Consider the following 17,518-nt stretch of genomic DNA (forward strand, 5'->3'; position numbering starts at 1 on the left):
CCTAAACTAATTAAATATTATTTTAATTAACAACGGATTATTTTGATTAATATAAAAATAAAGTATCTTAAAATTCCTCAAAATATAATTGAATATTAAGAAAAATCAATGATCTAAAAAACCTCTAGATTAGATAAAAATTATATGAAAATACTTTTCTATATTAATTTCAGGGCTTAATTCCTTCTATCATTGAAGAATAGTACTTATTTAAAAAATAACAATTGGAAACAATTAATATTCTAATGCTATCTTAAGCAATTCACTATATCTCTATAGCTTATTTAATCACGGTTTCACGTCCATTTTCGTCAATCTTACAGTTAAATTTCAGCTCAAACTTGTTAAATTGACTTAAGAATAGCTATAGACAAGGTATGTGATCTATTATATTTTTTAGACGTTAATCACATAAACCGAATTCAAAAAAATTAATAATTATTAATAAATACCAATTCTGAACATATAAAAATAAAGGGGTTTCAAGTGAACTATAGACACCTTTTAGGTACTTTTACCTTAAGCCTATCTCTGGTTGGATGTGCAGCAACATCCGGCTTTCAAACGTATGATTTACCGACAGAAGGAATCTATCAAACTGAACTGGGAACTCCAGTCAATCTGGTGAAACTGACTCAGGATACATTACCTGTAGTACAGTCTGCGCAAACGCATAATCTCAGTCATTATGCTCCTCTATTTCAGACTGAGGTGCAGGATTACCGCTTGAATCCAGGAGATATTTTATCTTTCCAGTTATGGGCTTATCCTGAAATTAGTGCAGTTCCTACAGCTAGTGACAATAACAATGGTTATCAGATTGACCGGAATGGTTATATCCAGTTTCCATTTATCAATCGTTATAAAGCAGCCGGAAAAACCCTTCCACAAGTGAATCAGGAAGTACGACGTCTGTTAATTCCTTATTTGAATAATCCAGATGTGGTCGTGAGAGTGATTTCCTATCAGGGACAGCGTTATTCAGTAGTAGGGAATGTGAAATCAGCTGGACAATTTTATCTGACTGATCAGCCGGTAAGTGTGTATACGGCGCTGGGCCTGGCTGGCGGGATTAATGAGCAAGGTGATTCCACTTCAATCCAGCTCGTACGCCAAGGAGTGACCTATGATCTGAATACGATTGCTTTGGAAAAAGCGGGTTATTCCTTGCATAAGCTACTGATTCAACCCAATGACACGCTGTATATCAGTCCTCGGGAAAACCAGAAAATCTATGTCATGGGTGAAGCCGGCACCAATAAACCATTACCTATCCGTGATCAGGGCATGACACTCGCTGATGTACTGGGTGAAAGCGAAGGGATTAATCCATATTCTGCCAATCCGAGTCGAATTTATGTCTTGCGTGGCAATTCTGACAACAAGATGACTGAAATCTATCACTTAAGTCTAAAAAATCTGGGAGATTTTGGTCTGGCTAAACAGTTCAAGATGAATAGTAACGATATTGTCTATGTTGATGCTACTGGTCTGACCCGTTGGGAACGCGTAGTGAGCCAGATTCTTCCATTTTCATATGTCGCTGGTTCAGCTATACGATAGGTGAAAGTATGAAAATTAAAAATCTTTTAGCAATCTGTTTTGGACATGTTAATCATCAATTAGTGAATAAACATTTATTTATAAGATCTATCCGTACTTTCAGATTAAATCTATAAGGCTGGATCAACTAAATAATGACTGTTAGTACTAATAAAAACACTATTTTTAATTCCTCCATGGACTTCACCTGTAACTCCATGGTGCCCGAAAACCAGATATGAAACAGATTAGATGAAAGACAACATTATTCTGATCAGAATCAGAATGTCTGGTCTTTAGCGGACTCGACATACCCAGAGAGGATAAAAAACAGAATATTGAGAATCCTTTCTCGCAGGGCAGCAAGTCATTGATGCAGTCTTTTTTGAGTTAATTCAAAATGGCATCAGCGACTGGAAAAATCACTTTTAAACTTTTAGATAGTAAAATTATGAACAAAAATAACAATACCGATAATATGATTGACCTAAAAGGGGTGTTCTTTTCCCTGCTCGCGCAATGGAAGCTCATCCTGCTATGTGGTTTGCTCAGCCTGATTGTAGTGCTGCTTTACATACGTACCGCAGCAATTAACTATAAGGTTGATGCAATCGTCCAGGTCGAAGAAAGTAGAGGCTCATCAGCTGCTTTACTTGGCAGTCTGTCCAGCATTGTGAGTCAGATGTCTTCATCCAATGCCGAGATTGAGGTTTTAAAATCACGTACGATTCTCGAATCCGTAATTGACCGTTTAAATCTGGATCTGCATATTGCCAGCACTGAAGACTCTTTTATCAACCGTTTGATTCAAGGCAGAACTTCTCAAACTGAATATCAGACCGAAACTGTACGCTTTAAAGATGGTCAAAAAAGCTTCGATATCCGTCAGTTTGAAGTCCCTGTAGCCTATCTGGATAAAAATTTGCTGCTGAAATTTCAACAACAGAGCTTTAGCCTGATCAATCCACTGACCGAAGAAATCGTCTTTCAAGGCGCACTAAACCAGCCGGTTGAGGCTAAAGCTGCACAGGGCGACTGGAAAATTGCCATCTTTACTCAAGATAATCTTGATAACAGTTATCAGGTGAAAAAGCTCTCATTGCCTTCAGCGATCGATTCTATTCTCGCCAATTATACAATTACAGAAAAAGGTGATCTGAGCGGTGTTCTACAACTTCGCTATCAGGGTCAAGATAAACAGCACATTACTAAAGTCCTGAATACGATTTTAGCAGTTTACAGCCAGCATAATATTACACGCCGTTCAACAGATACTGCACGAACACTGGCTTTCCTGGATGAACAATTGCCGGATTTAAGGAAACAGCTTGATGATGCAGAGTTTGCCTTCAATCGCTTCCGCCAAAAATATAATACTGTGGATATCACCAGAGAATCAGAATTATATTTAAATCAGAGCGTCAATTTAGAATCACAAAGAGCCCTACTTGAACAGCGACAGGCGGAAATAGGTGCCAAGTATGCAGCTGCCCATCCAGCCATGCGTGAAATTACCGCCCAACTTCGCGTAGTGAATGGCAAGATTCGTGAATTGAATTCAACACTTAAAAATATTCCAGAGATTCAACGCCAGTATTTACAACTGTCTCGTGACGTCGAAGTGAAACAGCAACTGTATACCAATCTGGTAAATTCTTATCAGCAACTGCGTGTTGCTAAAGCGGGTGAAAGCGGTAATGTTCATATTATTGATACCGCACTTGAGCCAGTTGACCAGATTCAACAGAAACAGCCTCTGATTTTATTTTTAACCTTCTGCTTTGGTATTTTCCTGGGCATCCTGGTGGCATTGTTGCGTAACATGCTACGTTCTGGTGTGAAAGATAGCAGTCAGATCGAATACCAGCTGGATCTTCCAGTCTATGCCAATATCGCGCACTCTACTGTTCAGAAGCCCGGCCTGAAATTACTGAAAAAGAAAAAAATGCCTTTCTTATTGGCATTGAAACACAGTGATGATATGGCAGTTGAAAGCTTAAGAAGCATTCGTACAGCGAGCCACTTTGCTCTGACTCAGGCCAAAAACAATATCATGATGATTTCAGGTCCAGCACCAAAAGTTGGAAAATCTTTTGTTGCCAGCAATCTGGCCGTCATCATGGCAGAGAAAAATAAGCGTGTACTGATCATTGATGCAGACCTGCGCCGTGGTCATATACACAAATATTTTAATCTGGATAACCAGTATGGATTAACTGAATATCTGAATGAACACGTGTCTTTGGATAAAGTGGTACAAACCACCAATGTGCCGAACTTAAATGTCATTAGCTGTGGTGAAAATGCAACTAATCCAGCTGAGCTTCTGAATTCAGAACGCTTCCAGGAGTTGTTGCAAAAACTGATTCCACACTATGACCATATTATTATTGATACTCCACCGGTACTGGCTGTTACGGATGCGATCATTGTTTCCCGATACGTCGGACTTAATCTGGTTGTAGCACGCTATGCAAAAACCCAGATGAAGGAACTGGCACTTACAGTAAACCGCTTTAAACAGGCTGGCAGTACTGTCAATGGTCTGATCCTGAACGATATCCAGCGTTCAGCAGGTGGCAGCTATAGCTATGATTATACATATAGTTATAAGCCGAAAGCCAAAACCAGCTAATCTAATAGCTCCTAAAAAAAACCAGCAATCATTGCTGGTTTTTTCTTTTTTGAGTCGTACCAAATGCAGGTATTCACTTGCTAAAAAACCACCCGTTCTACAAGATTTCTTAAAATTTTCTGCTAAGATGGACTGAACCTCAACGATAACATTAGATTGGACAAATACATGAGTAAGGCCTTACCGATTGCCGTCGCTGTTCTTTTAGGCGGTGCCGCGCTAGTACCTGTTTACTATGCAACTCAAAACCCTGCTACTCAAACTACAAAAGCATCTAAAGATGCCTCTGCTGTCTCTAAAATCAGCTATGCACTCGGTTATGAAGTGGCGCATCAGACTCCTCCTGAGCTGGACATTAACAGTTTTGTGACCGGTGTACGTGAAGGACATGCGCGTTCTGCACCTGCCTATACGGAAGAAGAATTACAGGCAGCTTATGAGCAGTTCCAGAAAGAAATGCAACAAAAGCAGCTTGATAGTGCAAAACAGGCTCAAGCTTCAAGTGATACTTTCCTGACTGAAAATGCGAAAAAAGCAGGTATTAAAACAACTGCTTCCGGCTTACAGTACCAAGTCACGAAAGAAGGTACAGGTAAACAGCCAAAAGCCTCTTCAATTGTGAAAGTACATTACACTGGTAAACTGGTAGATGGCACTGTATTTGACAGTTCAGTAGAACGCGGTGAACCGATCGAGTTTCCATTAAATCAAGTCATTCCAGGCTGGACTGAAGGTCTGCAGCTGATGAAAGAAGGCGGTAAGGCAACTCTATATATTCCGTCAAATCTGGGTTATGGTGAACAGGGTGTCCCTGGTACGATTCCTCCGCATAGCACTTTGATTTTTGATGTGGAATTAATCGAAGTAAAATAATACAAATAGGGAGAGCGACCAGCTCTCCTTTATTTTTGAGAATTGATAATGAAAATACAAATCAGTTTAATGGTTTTGCTGCTCAGTTCAGGCAGCCTTTTTGCTAAAGAGATCAATAATACAAGTAGTGAAGCTGAGAAGATTGGTTACAGCTTTGGTTATCTGATGGGTCGCAGTAATGCAGACACTTTAAAGGATCTTGATTTAGATGCATTTAGCCAGGGCTTAAAGACAGCCGCTGCTGGACAAAAATCCAGTTTAAGCGATGAAGAAATGACCCAAGTGCTGACTCAGTATAAACGTCAAAGTGATGCCAAAGAACTGATTGTGCTGAAACAGAAAGCTGAAGAAAATGCCAAAGCTGGCAAAGCATTCTTGCAGGAAAATGCGAAAAAGCCAGGCGTTAAAACTACCAAATCTGGTCTGCAATACCTGGTACTGAAAGAAGGTAAAGGGAAATCACCAAGTGCTAACAGTAATGTCCGTGTGCATTATGAAGGTCGCCTGATTGATGGTACCGTTTTTGACAGTTCGATTGCCCGCCAGCAGCCAGTCGATTTCCGTACCACCCAAGTGATTACTGGCTGGACAGAAGGCTTACAGCTCATGAAAGTCGGTGCTAAATACCGCTTCTTTATCCCCGCTGATCTGGCCTATGGACAGATTGGTTCGGGAGATATCATTGAACCAAATAGTACCCTGATTTTTGATATCGAATTACTGGAAATTATTAAATAAAAATTCCTTTAATTGTAAAAGTTAAAAAGAGAGGCAAATTATTTGCCTCTCTTTTTTTGTACTGATGAGAAACGAATTAGTTGGCGGTTTTCATGTATATTCATAGCAGTTTTGCTATTTTATAGTGTAATCAAGATATTCAACAACAATAGAGGACTTCAGCATGGCAGCAATCAAGACCCGCGAAATTCAATATACTGCGCAGGATAGCAGCACTTTGATTGGTTATTTTGCCGCACCAGAAACTGATGCACCTGTAGCCGGTGTTATTGTGGCACCCGAATGGTGGGGCCGCAATGACTATACTGAACAGCGTGCCCGTGAGCTGGCGGAACATGGGTATGCCGCGCTGGCAATTGATATGTATGGTGACAAGAGAGTGACCACCAACTCTGATCAGGCCTATCAATGGATGATGCAGACTTTTGAAGATCCAGACACTATTGTGAACCGTGCAAAAGCTGCTTTAGATACTTTGGCGGCACAGGATGAAGTCAATCCGGAAAAACTGGCGGCAATTGGTTTCTGTTACGGCGGTAAAGTGGCTCTGGATCTGGCTCGCTCAAATGCACCGTTAAAAGCTGTGGCTACTTTCCATGCCAACCTGTCTCCTAAAGCACCTGCACAGAAAGGCCAGGTACAGGCAGAAATTCTGGTCCTACATGGCGAAAAGGACAGTATGGTGAGCCTGGATGATGTCGCCAGCTTTAAAGAAGAAATGCAGGCAGCTAAGGTCGAGCATAATATAATTGTATTTGAAAATGCCAAGCATGGATTTAGCAACCCGCTTGCGGATGAGCGCGCCAAGGCCAATGGTGTCGATCTGGGCTACAATGCTGAAGCAGAGAAACAAAGCTTGGCTGCCATGTATGAATTACTGGCACGACGACTCGCTTGATAACAGATAAATTGATCCGGCTCATGATCGAGCTGGGTCATACATGAAAAAAATAAATTCAATGAAAGGAGCCAATATCATGACTGAAAATAACTGCCCGTACTGTAATTTTGACGAATACGATATTCTGGCTAAAAATGATTTTGCTGTCGTGTTACCTGAACCGAACTCGCTGTCCAAAGGACATTATGTAGTTACTCCATTACGTCATGTGGCGTCATTTTTTGAAATCACAGATAAAGAGCGTAAGAGCATGATGTCCTTACTTGAACAAGCACGTAATGAATTACAGTTACGCTATCAGCCTTCCGGTTTTCATGTCGGGTTTAATGATGGTGAAGTATTTCAGGAAAAATCAGAACATTTACACATTCATATAATCCCACGTTATGAAGGCAAGGTATTAAAGCTGGATGCACGCTGGGGCATTGAAGAATAAGAATTTAATTTTTTTGCCGAGTGAATACTTTTCGAAGTGTTCACTTGTCCCTTCTATTTATTCATTTTACTCTTATTCAGTCTTGCTGTTTTAGCAGACTTTTCATCTTTTAGCTGAGGCTCTTCAGTTATACTAAGCCTCGTTTTCCAGTTTTTATATCTTCATGTTTGTATTTTCAGATGCCCTTTTAGAATGGTTTGATGTGCATGGCCGCCATGATTTGCCGTGGCAAGTGGCTGATGATCCCTATAAGGTCTGGGTCTCTGAAATCATGCTACAGCAGACTCAGGTCAAAACCGTACTGCAATATTTTGAGCGGTTTATTCAGCGTTTTCCGACAGTACAGGACCTCGGTACAGCTTCTTGGGATGAAGTCGCACCCTATTGGGCTGGGCTGGGCTATTATGCCCGTGCCCGCAATTTGCATAAGGCAGCCGGTATTGTAGCAAGGCAGGGACATTTCCCGACGAGCCTAGAAGAATGGATCGCCCTGCCCGGCATTGGCCGCTCAACCGCGGGAGCCTTAATGTCTTTGGGTTTACGTCAGTACGGCGTGATCATGGATGGTAATGTCAAACGGGTGCTGGCACGATTTTTTGCGATCGAAGATGATCTGTCTAAACCGGTTCATGAACGTGCCTTGTGGGAGCTTGCTGAACAGCTTTGCCCGGTTGAACGGAATCATGACTATACCCAGGCGATTATGGATCTCGGTGCGACCGTCTGTACTCCGAAAAAGCCTTTATGCCTGTATTGTCCAATGCAGCAACATTGCAAGGCACATCAACAGGGTCTGGAAAATGAATTGCCCTTTAAAAAAGCCAAAAAGCCGGTACCGGTCAAAGCAGCTCAAGTGCTGTTGATCCAGTCAGGTGATGAATGGCTATGGCAGCAACGTCCTAATAGTGGTCTTTGGGGCGGGCTTTGGTGTCTGCCAATTATTGAAGATACTTATGAGTTTGAACAATTGTGCCAGCAACTCGGTCTGAAAAATCTCGTACAAAAGGCCCAGATCAGCCACAGTTTCACCCATTTTACCTGGCAGCTTGAAGCCATGGTTTTTGCAGTCGATGCAGATCAGCAGGAACATCTGGCGATTGAGTTACAAGGCTTCTGGATGAACCCGGAAACTGCAGTCAATGCAGGTATTCCAACCGCCATGAAAAAATTGATTTCTACCGTAAATTTATGACATAGTCTGGGACAAGAAGAATCATATTGGCCTCATTTAAGGATAAATATTTTGCGCCATTCTCTTGCGTTTGTCGGGCTTTCTTTGGTGATGTTATTTCTGGTGGCGTGTAGTAGCGCACCGAAACATCCTTCTGCGGTTCAGCTTAATCCGGCACTGGTCAAAAAACTGAATCATATGCGTATGCCCTCTTCTCTGCCGATTCCGGTAGATCGGGTTCAGGCTCGTGAATTGAAAGATACTTGGGGAGCTTCGCGTAGTAGTGGCCGTTTGCATGAGGGCATTGATATTCTGGCTTCACGTGGAACCAAGGTTCGTAGTGCGACGCCTGGTCTGATCGCGGATTTACGGAATAACAATTTGGGTGGTAAAGTAGTCTGGATTCTGGGTCCAGGTGGTGCCTGGCATTATTATGCACATCTGGATGGTCATAAGCGTGGCCTGAAAGTTGGTGACTATGTCAAAAAGGGCGATGTCATTGGTTATGTCGGTAATACTGGCAATGCCCGGCATACTGCGCCACATCTGCATTATGGTCTCTATTTAAATGGTAAGGGCCGTGGTGTTGTTAACCCTTATCCATATTTACGTTAATTTTAGGAAGTTTACATGTCAGAAGCGTTGATCAACCGTCTGGTCGAATTTGCTGAATCAGGCAATCAACAGAAAATCGTGCTCAATGGCCAGACCTATCAGGGCTGGATCATGGAAATTACCGAAGAGGCGCTTCTGATCAGTACTGGTTATGCCGATAAAAGTGGTAAGGATATGTGGATCCAGTTCAGTGATCTGCAGCAGGCAGAACTCTCCTACTGGGACAATCAGCAAGATCAGTGGACGACATTTAAATTATAAGATAATCAAAAAAGGAGCATCCCTTGACGATCCAACGCTGTGGCTGGTGCTCTGATGATTCTCTGTATACTGCTTACCATGATCAGGAATGGGGACAGGCGCTGCATGATGAAAAACGCCTATTTGAAATGCTGTGTCTGGAAGGGCAGCAAGCCGGTTTAGCCTGGATTACTGTACTCAGAAAACGTGAATCTTATCGCAAACATTTCTTTCAATATTCTATTGAAACGATTGCTTCTTTTACAGATGAGCAACTCACCGCAAAACTGCAAGATGCTAGTCTAATCCGGCATATCGGTAAACTGACTGCGATTCGTGATAATGCCCGGGCCTGGCAACAGCTTAAATCTCAAGAAATTGATGTGGTCACATGGTTGTGGTCCTTTGCCCAGCGGCCCCGATTGAATAATGATGTGGCAGATTATCGTCAGGCTCCGGCACAAACCATTGAAAGCCAGAACATGTCCAAAGCCTTAAAAAAAGCAGGCTTTAAGTTTGTCGGTCCTACGATCTGTTATGCCTTTATGCAGGCAGTTGGCATGGTCGATGACCATGAAAATCACTGTCACTTTAAAACAATATCCTCCCATTCAAATAAGAGCTGAATCTATGTCCACTAATACTATTCAAGCCTATGCCGCAATGTCTGCCGGTGCTGCTCTGGAACCTTATCAATTTGATGCAGGTGAACTTCAGCCGCATCAGGTCGAAGTGAAAGTTGAATACTGCGGCCTATGCCATTCTGATATTTCAGTACTCAATAATGACTGGGGATCTTCAGTATATCCTGTGGTGGCCGGACATGAAGTCATTGGAACCATTACACAACTGGGTTCTGAAGCCAAAGGTCTAAAAGTAGGTCAACGTGTCGGTATTGGCTGGACTGCGGAAAGCTGCCAACATTGCGATCCTTGTATTTCAGGCCAGCAAGTGCTGTGTACCGGTGGTCAGGTTGCAACCATCGTCGGTCATGCAGGCGGTTTTGCAGATAAAGTCCGTGCTGGCTGGCAATGGGCAATTCCCTTACCCGAAGATCTGGACCCAGAAAGTGCTGGCCCCCTGCTCTGTGGCGGGATTACTGTATTTGACCCGATTCTAAAACATCAGATTCAGGCCATTCACCACGTTGGTGTCATTGGTATTGGCGGTTTGGGACATATGGCGATCAAGCTGTTGAAAGCGTGGGGTTGTGAAATTACCGCCTTCACTTCAAATCTGGATAAAACCGATGAGCTGAAAGCCATGGGTGCAGACCATGTAGTGAATAGTCGTGACCCAGCAGCGCTTAAACCGCTTCGTGGTAAATTTGACCTATTAATGAGTACTGTGAATGTCACACTAGACTGGCAGGCTTATTTATCAACTTTAGCGCCAAATGGCACTGTACATATGCTGGGCTTACCACTGGAACCTATGCAAATTTCTGCAGGTTCACTGATTGGCGGTGCTAAATCAGTGACTGGCTCGCCGACAGGTTCACCAGCAGCTTTACGTCAATTATTAAAATTTGCGGCACGTAAAAATATTGCGCCACAAATTGAGTTATTCCCAATGTCGGAAATTAATGCTGCGATTGAACGTCTGCACTCAGGCAAAGCCCGTTACCGGATCGTACTGAAAGCCGATTTCTAATTTGTACCAATCATCAGTAAATCTAGATCTGCCCTAGCCTCATGTTAGGGCAGATTTTTTTATGGCTGTATTTATAAATAATTGGTTTATAAATATTTAGCCAGCTTCTGAGCTAGAAATTCAATAAATAGATGTACCCGTTTAGGCAGATGCTCCTGACAGTAATAGACTGCATGAATTTTTTGATAATGTAGCTCAATCTGATCTTCAAATAACGCCTGTAAACGACCCGCCTGCAAATCGTCCTCGACCAGAAAGCGTGACAGACAGGTAATACCTACCCCGTATAAAGCTAATTGACGGACAGTTTCCCCATTGGGTGCTCGAATCTTTGGCTTTACAGTGATAGGTTCGCCATCCAGCCGAATCGGCCAGGTGTTCAAATGTGTAGGCTGACTAAATCCCAGCAAAGTGTGCTCCGATAAATCTGCCACTGATTGCGGTCTGCCTTTCTGCTGTAAATATTCAGGACTGGCCACAATATACAAACGGCTGCGGCATAATAATCTGGCATGCAGGCTGGAATCATGCAGTTCTCCAAAGCGGATCGCGACATCGGTTTTATGTTCCAGCAGATCAATCACCTGATCATGATTATTTAGTTCAATTTCGATGTGGGGATAACGCTGCATAAATTCCTGAATTAGCGGCACGATTACATGCAGTACAAAAGGTGTCGCTGAATCGACCCGAATCAATCCTGAAGTATCACTATCTGATTTCAGTAAGGCATCTTCAGCTTCTGCCAGATCATTGAGAATTTTGCGCGCCTTTTCTAGAAATAGCTGGCCTTCTTGAGTCAGTTTCAGCTTACGTGTGGTTCTTTCTAAAAGAGTAACATTTAACTTATTTTCCAGACGTTGCAATGCCCGACTGACACCCGAAGTGGTTTGTCCCAAACGCTCTGCCGCCATGACAATAGAACCACTATCCACAATAGTGACAAAAGCCTGTAATTCTTCAATCGTCGATTTCATTTGTCACTCTTTTATTGATTTTCGGTCAATAATATTTTGCAAATTCAGCTATTTTTTCGCAACAATAAAAAGCACAAAATACTCAACATCGAAAATACTTAAAGATTAAAGCTATGAATATTGTTCCTCAATTTGGTGTCGGTACCTTTCGCCTGTCTGGACAGACCGTCATTGATTCAGTCAAAACAGCCCTGGAAGTCGGTTATCGCGCCGTAGATACGGCACAGATTTATGCCAATGAAGCGGAAGTGGGTCAGGCTATTGCAGAAAGTCAAGTTAATCGTAACGAGCTATTCATTACCACCAAAATCTGGACAGATCATTACGCACCAGACAAATTAATTCCAAGCCTCAAAGAAAGCCTGCATAAACTACGTACCGATGCAGTCAATCTAACGCTCATTCACTGGCCTGCTCCTCGCTTAGGCGTTCAAATTCCTGAGCTGATGCAGACTTTATTAGAAGCCAAACAGCAAGGTCTGACTGAGCATATCGGTGTGTCCAATTTCAATATTGAGCTGACCCAACAAGCCATTGATAGTATTGGTCTGGAGCATATCGCAACCAACCAGATTGAACTGAGTCCTTATTTGCAAAATCAGCCTCTGGTCAGTTTCCTACAATCTCAGAAGATTGATGTCACCTCTTATATGACACTAGCTTATGGCAAAGTGCTGAATGATCCCATCCTGCAAGGAATTGCTGCCCAGCATCAGGCTTCGACAGCACAAATTGCATTGGCTTGGGCCTTACAAAAAGGCTTTGCGGTGATTCCTTCTTCAACCAAACGTGAACATCTGCTTGCCAATCTGGCAGCGCAGGAGATACAACTGTCTCAAGAAGAAATGGCTTTGATCAGCACCTTGGAGCGCAATGGCCGCGAGGTTGATCCGGACCAGCTTGCGCCTATCTGGGATTAAACAGAAACCATGAAAGTTAATTTTCCTTTGCTTGCACTGGCGGTTGGCGCCTTTGCAATTGGTACCACTGAATTCTCTCCTATGGGTTTTCTGCCAGAAATCGCCCGCGATCTGGAAATTTCGATTCCTCGTGCCGGGATGCTGATCAGTGCCTATGCCTTAGGGGTGATGTTGGGTGCACCACTAATGACCCTCTGGTTAAGCCGTTATTCCAAACGTAAGTCTCTCATTTTACTGATGGCGATTTTTACGATTGGTAATATTCTGGCGACATTAGCGCCTAATTATCTGGGGCTGATGGGGGCACGCATCATTACCAGCCTGAACCATGGTGCTTTCTTTGGGATTGGTTCAGTTGTCGCTGCCAGTGTCGTTCCGAAAGATAAACAGGCCAGCGCCGTAGCCATGATGTTTATGGGCCTCACCATTGCCAATATTGGCGGGGTGCCACTAGCAACCTGGATAGGACAACATATCGGCTGGCGTATGGCTTTTCTGGGTATTTCCCTGCTTGGTTTGCTAACCATGTTCTCCTTATGGAAAGCCTTGCCTGAAGGCCAAAGCAGCCAGAAACCAGATGTAAGGCAAGAACTACAAGTATTGACCCGCCTGCCCGTTGTTTTAGCTTTATTGACCACTGTGATGAGTGCGGGGGCCATGTTTGCCCTATACACTTATATTGCGCCAAGTCTGCAAAGCTTTACTCAAGCCTCACCGGCATTAATTACCCTAATGCTTGTGCTGATTGGAGTAGGTTTCTCGATTGGTAATCATCTGGGTGGCAAGTTTGCAGATCTATCCCTAGATAAAACCCTGATTGGCTTTTTAATCTTGCTCATGCTGATGATGTTGCTCTTCCCGATTCTGGCAAGCACGGCTCTTGGCGCAGGTCTGACATTAATCATCTGGGGTGCTGCTGCCTTTGCCGTAGTTCCACCTTTACAGATGCGAGTCATGTCCGTGGCTTATGATGCGCCTGGACTGGCTTCTTCGGTAAATATTGGTGCTTTCAATCTTGGGAATGCTTTGGGTGCGATTGCGGGTGCCAGTGTGCTAAATCTGGGACTTAGCTATAGTGCGGTTTCATTTGCCGGTGCTGGGCTCAGTGCTGTTGCTTTGCTTCTGGTTTTAATTCAAATGAAACTGGTTCCACAGCAAGAGACTCCTGCGCAGCAATGCTCTTAAAATTTCCTTCATCAAAAAGTCCGCCTGATGCGGACTTTTTTATTGGCTATTTAGCGTAAAGCTTCAGGTAACACAGGCGTTGTCACAGGTTTAGCCAGTTCGGTTTTCATCTTTTGCAGCATCTGATAAGGCTGCTGCTGCACAAACATATTCACAAAGGTTAAAGGAATCGAACCTTCAGGATTGGCATAACCATAAGTCGATACCTTGACCTTGTTATTGGCCAGTTTCTGGAAGGTCCAGTCTCCCTGATAATCAGTCAAACGTACATAATTCGGATTTAGGGCATAACCGGTCTGAATCGCTTTATTCTTGATCGTAATCTGTCCATTGGCATCCTTAATCATTTTACCCTGCACAATCAGATCACGGTCTTTTAAAGGGAATGGAAAATCCAGCACCATATACAAGGTGAAATCGCCTTTTTTATCATCACGCGACAGCACCTTGATACTGCCCATATAAGGCACCCATTTCACCGCATGATCAACATCCAGAATCAGAGAAACGGCATTCTCAATCGGGACATTGTAGGTAGTTTCGGCTTTATAGAGAAAAACGGGATTACGCTCATCCTGATAGGTCCAGACTTTAATATTATTTTTATTAATGCTGAGCTTGGCATTCTGCACAGAGGTCGACTGTGCTGTAGCGGCAAAGGCTACAGCACACGCCATTAATATTAATTTCTTCATTCCATTGTCATCTTATTTTAGTTTTAAGTTATTTTTATATAGGATTTTGACGAAAATTTATACTTGAATATCGTTAAAACCAAGTACATCCTTCATGTCATATTTACGTGCATCACGACCAACGACCCAAGCTGCTGCACGTACGGCACCCGCTGCAAAGTTCATACGGTTGGTTGCTTTATGCGTAATTTCAACACGCTCGCCTTCGCCAATAAACATTGCAGTATGTTCACCGACAATATCACCGCCACGAATGGTCTGAAAACCAATGCTTTTACGTTCACGAGGACCCGTATGCCCTTCACGATGATATACCGCATCTTTTTTCAGATCACGACCCAGTGCTCCAGCAATCGCTTCACCCATCATAAGAGCTGTACCTGATGGCGCATCTACCTTATGACGGTGATGTGCTTCGATCACTTCAATATCGACCGTATCACCAAAGACTTTAGAGGCAAGTTCTAGCAGTTTGATCGAAACGTTCACACCAACCGAATAGTTCGCTGCATAGACCACTGGAGTTTCTTTTGCAGATTCATCCAGATAAGCTTTTTGTTCGTCATTCATACCAGTCGTACCAATCACGATCGCAACGCCATTTTCACGGCAGATTTTAAGATGATTCACCGTCGCAGCAGGCGCAGTAAAGTCGATCACTACGTCACAGTCTTTAACTACTTCTTCAAGATGGCCGACAACCTTTACACCCAGGCTCCCTACACCAGCCAGTTCACCGGCATCTGCGCCAATCAATGAGCTTTCAGGGCGCTCAACAGCTGCTGCCAATTGGTAACCGGCTTCTTTCACCGCCTGAATAAGGATGCGTCCCATACGGCCGCCTGCACCTAAAATCCCAATGCGTGGTGTCGCTGACATAACATAGTCCTGATGTTGATTCGAAATTGCTCTTACTATAGCAAAACTCGCTCATAACACTAAGATTGATCGCATAAAAATCAATGAAAAGAATTAAAGAGGGTCATGAGGGATTTTGATATGCAGTCCATATCAACAATAGTTTATGGACGAGTAAAAAGAAAAATAATTCCATTAGAGGAATAATGATTAAATAGTTAGTCAGAGATAAACTCATTTAAAGAAAAATTCTAGTTAATAAGAATTAGATTTTAATTTTAAATAATTGAATTTAATAAGATAAAAAATATTTTTCCATGGTACGTATGATCTTGATTTTTCATATTCAGATCATTTGCATTTAAGGAAAATATATTGAAACTCCAGTTTGACTGCCTCAGCAATATAAGTATTACTGATATTATTGAATTAAATACCCATTATCGCGTACTGAGGCATATGCCTTTAGCGCATGGCATTATTTTAGATGAAGCGCGATGGATTGTTTGAGTAAATGAAAGTATAAATCCATACTTTTTTAAATTTAGGAATGTTTAAGGATCAAGCATCAAGTAGTTGACCAACTTCCAAGCTGGTATATCCACGTTCTTTAAAGATCAAAATAATCGCTTTTTTATAATCTTCACAAATAGATGTTTTATATTTAGTGATGAGTTGAATCTCGGAATTCAGCTCCAGGTCATTTTTTAAGGTCAAAACTTCGGTAGAGATCTTATTAAAAATCTTTAAATTAAACATATAGGCACCTGTTATCAGTTGTAGCGGCCCGACTACAACAAATACCTGCCTTAGCTCAGCTAGACACCCTTGGTCGCAAGGATTACAAATTAGAAAAAGTTCTGCAAGTTTTGAGGAATTGATAGATTAAATAACCTTCTAAATCATTCCTATTTAGCAAGATTGTCGGCCTAAAAATTAATTTTATATATCAATTTCTTAATAATCTCATGTTTGCTAAAAATTTAATAGGAACCAGTTTTTGTAACAATTCTTTTAATATTTCAGATTATTCATAATATTTTATTAGTCAAATGAATAGAGAGATCATTAATTCAGGATCTTCATATCCTGATGATGAAGTCTTAAAAGACAAAGTATTTTTCTCTGTCTGGCTAAGGTAAGAACCAGACTCTTTGTACGCTTTGGCTCACATCAATCTCGGCCTTTTGCTGCTATTCAGAATACTGGAAGTTTCCTATGATGAATTCATCAGGAACAGGAAGTTCCAAACAAGAATAACAATAGATCAGCAGAAGGACAGTAAGGTACGACAGGAGTTATACCGAGCGAACCCATACGAAAAACCCCGGCAGGATGCTGGGGTTTTTCTTTTAGTATTTAAATTAAATTTCATCCTTTAAATGTGCAAATATGTGACATACATCACATTAACAAATCCATTTTCTTATATATTTTGCCACTTGCTCAATTTTATGAGATTAATGATTAATCTTATATTTCAGTTATTTAAATAACATCAAACTACATTAGTAAACATAAGTACACACAAAAAAACATCAATATATACATTTTATGTCAACATTTTTGCCAAGTGTACTGAGTAGTACACTATTTTTAATACAAGGAAATTTATATGAAATTAGTTCAATTAACTTTTGCCGGGGTAGCGTTAATTGCTGCATCACAAACTTTTGCTGCTGAAGAAGTAGCACAAACAGCTCCTGCTGCAACTGAAACAGCTGCATCTGAAGTTCAAGCTGCTGAAGCACCTGCAAGCGAAGCTCCAGCATCAGAAGCTCAAGCAACTGAAGCTCAATAATATGACAGGATTTATATTTCTCTGCGTGAGGGGTATAAATCCTTCTTAAAAAGCCAATATCATTAAAAGAATAATTTTCTCATTATTTTTATCTAATAATTAACTTATACATCTTTTCCGAATTTAAGCTATAAAAAAGGACGCCTGAGCGCACTGCTGTCCCATAGTTTGCTTTAAATAAAAAAACCTGAGTCCTAACAGTTAAAATATGAGTGCAAACAAACACTTTAACGACCAGGATTCAGGTTTTGTCACATCAGAATACCGTATTTCATGAG

Annotated in this window: 18 protein-coding genes; 14 read left to right on the plus strand and 4 right to left on the minus strand. The window is 41.9% G+C overall.

Features of this window, described 5'->3' with window-relative positions; genetic code table 11:
- The first annotated feature begins 486 nt into the window (after positions 1-486).
- The 11 genes from FTU19_RS10030 to FTU19_RS10080 all read left to right on the plus strand — a co-directional run bounded on the left by FTU19_RS10030 (position 487) and on the right by FTU19_RS10080 (position 10,804).
- Positions 487-1,563, plus strand: a complete 1,077-nt coding sequence (locus FTU19_RS10030; RefSeq protein WP_034170758.1) for a polysaccharide biosynthesis/export family protein — start codon at positions 487-489, stop codon at positions 1,561-1,563.
- Positions 1,564-1,993: 430 nt separating this feature from the next.
- On the plus strand, positions 1,994-4,177 hold the full coding sequence (locus FTU19_RS10035; RefSeq protein WP_180131033.1) for a polysaccharide biosynthesis tyrosine autokinase: 2,184 nt from the start codon (positions 1,994-1,996) through the stop codon (positions 4,175-4,177).
- A gap of 168 nt (positions 4,178-4,345) precedes the next feature.
- Positions 4,346-5,050 (plus strand): FKBP-type peptidyl-prolyl cis-trans isomerase, encoded by a 705-nt coding sequence (locus tag FTU19_RS10040; RefSeq protein ID WP_125279709.1) that lies wholly within the window; start codon positions 4,346-4,348, stop codon positions 5,048-5,050.
- Between the two features lie 48 nt (positions 5,051-5,098).
- Positions 5,099-5,788 carry an FKBP-type peptidyl-prolyl cis-trans isomerase gene (locus FTU19_RS10045; protein WP_005233205.1) on the plus strand — a complete coding sequence of 230 codons (690 nt, stop codon included), beginning with the start codon at positions 5,099-5,101 and terminating at the stop codon, positions 5,786-5,788.
- Positions 5,789-5,951: 163 nt separating this feature from the next.
- Positions 5,952-6,686 carry a dienelactone hydrolase family protein gene (locus FTU19_RS10050; protein ID WP_180131035.1) on the plus strand — a complete coding sequence of 245 codons (735 nt, stop codon included), beginning with the start codon at positions 5,952-5,954 and terminating at the stop codon, positions 6,684-6,686.
- A gap of 79 nt (positions 6,687-6,765) precedes the next feature.
- Positions 6,766-7,125, plus strand: coding sequence for an HIT family protein (locus FTU19_RS10055; RefSeq protein ID WP_005233203.1), 360 nt, complete (start codon positions 6,766-6,768; stop codon positions 7,123-7,125).
- A gap of 163 nt (positions 7,126-7,288) precedes the next feature.
- Positions 7,289-8,317: an A/G-specific adenine glycosylase gene (mutY, locus tag FTU19_RS10060; RefSeq protein WP_218955199.1), complete on the plus strand. Its 1,029-nt coding sequence runs from the start codon at positions 7,289-7,291 to the stop codon at positions 8,315-8,317.
- Positions 8,318-8,407: 90 nt separating this feature from the next.
- Positions 8,408-8,911, plus strand: a complete 504-nt coding sequence (locus FTU19_RS10065) for a M23 family metallopeptidase (RefSeq protein WP_373684951.1) — start codon at positions 8,408-8,410, stop codon at positions 8,909-8,911.
- A gap of 15 nt (positions 8,912-8,926) precedes the next feature.
- Entirely contained in the window at positions 8,927-9,172 is a 246-nt protein-coding gene (locus FTU19_RS10070) for a hypothetical protein (protein ID WP_004780440.1), read from the plus strand.
- Positions 9,173-9,195: 23 nt separating this feature from the next.
- Positions 9,196-9,777 carry a DNA-3-methyladenine glycosylase I gene (locus tag FTU19_RS10075; protein ID WP_111810710.1) on the plus strand — a complete coding sequence of 194 codons (582 nt, stop codon included), beginning with the start codon at positions 9,196-9,198 and terminating at the stop codon, positions 9,775-9,777.
- A gap of 4 nt (positions 9,778-9,781) precedes the next feature.
- Positions 9,782-10,804, plus strand: coding sequence for an NAD(P)-dependent alcohol dehydrogenase (locus FTU19_RS10080; protein WP_166135373.1), 1,023 nt, complete (start codon positions 9,782-9,784; stop codon positions 10,802-10,804).
- Between the two features lie 86 nt (positions 10,805-10,890).
- On the opposite strand, the gene FTU19_RS10085 is transcribed toward FTU19_RS10080, so the two are convergent.
- Positions 10,891-11,781, minus strand: a complete 891-nt coding sequence (locus FTU19_RS10085) for a LysR family transcriptional regulator (protein WP_180131040.1) — start codon at positions 11,779-11,781, stop codon at positions 10,891-10,893.
- A gap of 113 nt (positions 11,782-11,894) precedes the next feature.
- Between FTU19_RS10085 and dkgB the strand changes: the two genes are divergently transcribed.
- Positions 11,895-12,701: a 2,5-didehydrogluconate reductase DkgB gene (gene dkgB / locus FTU19_RS10090; protein ID WP_180131042.1), complete on the plus strand. Its 807-nt coding sequence runs from the start codon at positions 11,895-11,897 to the stop codon at positions 12,699-12,701.
- A 9-nt stretch (positions 12,702-12,710) separates the two neighbouring features.
- The gene (locus FTU19_RS10095; RefSeq protein ID WP_180131044.1) at positions 12,711-13,886 is read left to right on the plus strand and encodes an MFS transporter; all 1,176 of its coding nucleotides are present in this window, start codon (positions 12,711-12,713) and stop codon (positions 13,884-13,886) included.
- Between the two features lie 50 nt (positions 13,887-13,936).
- Here the strand turns inward: FTU19_RS10095 and FTU19_RS10100 are convergent, their stop codons facing one another.
- The 3 genes from FTU19_RS10100 to FTU19_RS10110 form a co-directional block, all read right to left on the minus strand.
- Positions 13,937-14,581, minus strand: coding sequence for an START domain-containing protein (locus FTU19_RS10100; RefSeq protein WP_180002612.1), 645 nt, complete (start codon positions 14,579-14,581; stop codon positions 13,937-13,939).
- 57 nt (positions 14,582-14,638) lie between these two features.
- The gene (gene dapB / locus FTU19_RS10105) at positions 14,639-15,460 is read right to left on the minus strand and encodes a 4-hydroxy-tetrahydrodipicolinate reductase (protein WP_034704877.1); all 822 of its coding nucleotides are present in this window, start codon (positions 15,458-15,460) and stop codon (positions 14,639-14,641) included.
- A gap of 540 nt (positions 15,461-16,000) precedes the next feature.
- Complete coding sequence (locus FTU19_RS10110) at positions 16,001-16,198, minus strand: hypothetical protein (RefSeq protein ID WP_104426834.1); 198 nt, start codon at positions 16,196-16,198, stop codon at positions 16,001-16,003.
- An 856-nt stretch (positions 16,199-17,054) separates the two neighbouring features.
- Here FTU19_RS10110 and FTU19_RS10115 point away from each other — a divergent pair.
- The gene (locus tag FTU19_RS10115) at positions 17,055-17,240 is read left to right on the plus strand and encodes a hypothetical protein (protein ID WP_004780424.1); all 186 of its coding nucleotides are present in this window, start codon (positions 17,055-17,057) and stop codon (positions 17,238-17,240) included.
- The last annotated feature ends 278 nt before the right edge of the window (positions 17,241-17,518 follow it).

Origin of the sequence: Acinetobacter sp. YH12072 (assembly GCF_013419565.1) — a bacterium.
Classification (GTDB): Bacteria; Pseudomonadota; Gammaproteobacteria; order Pseudomonadales; family Moraxellaceae; genus Acinetobacter.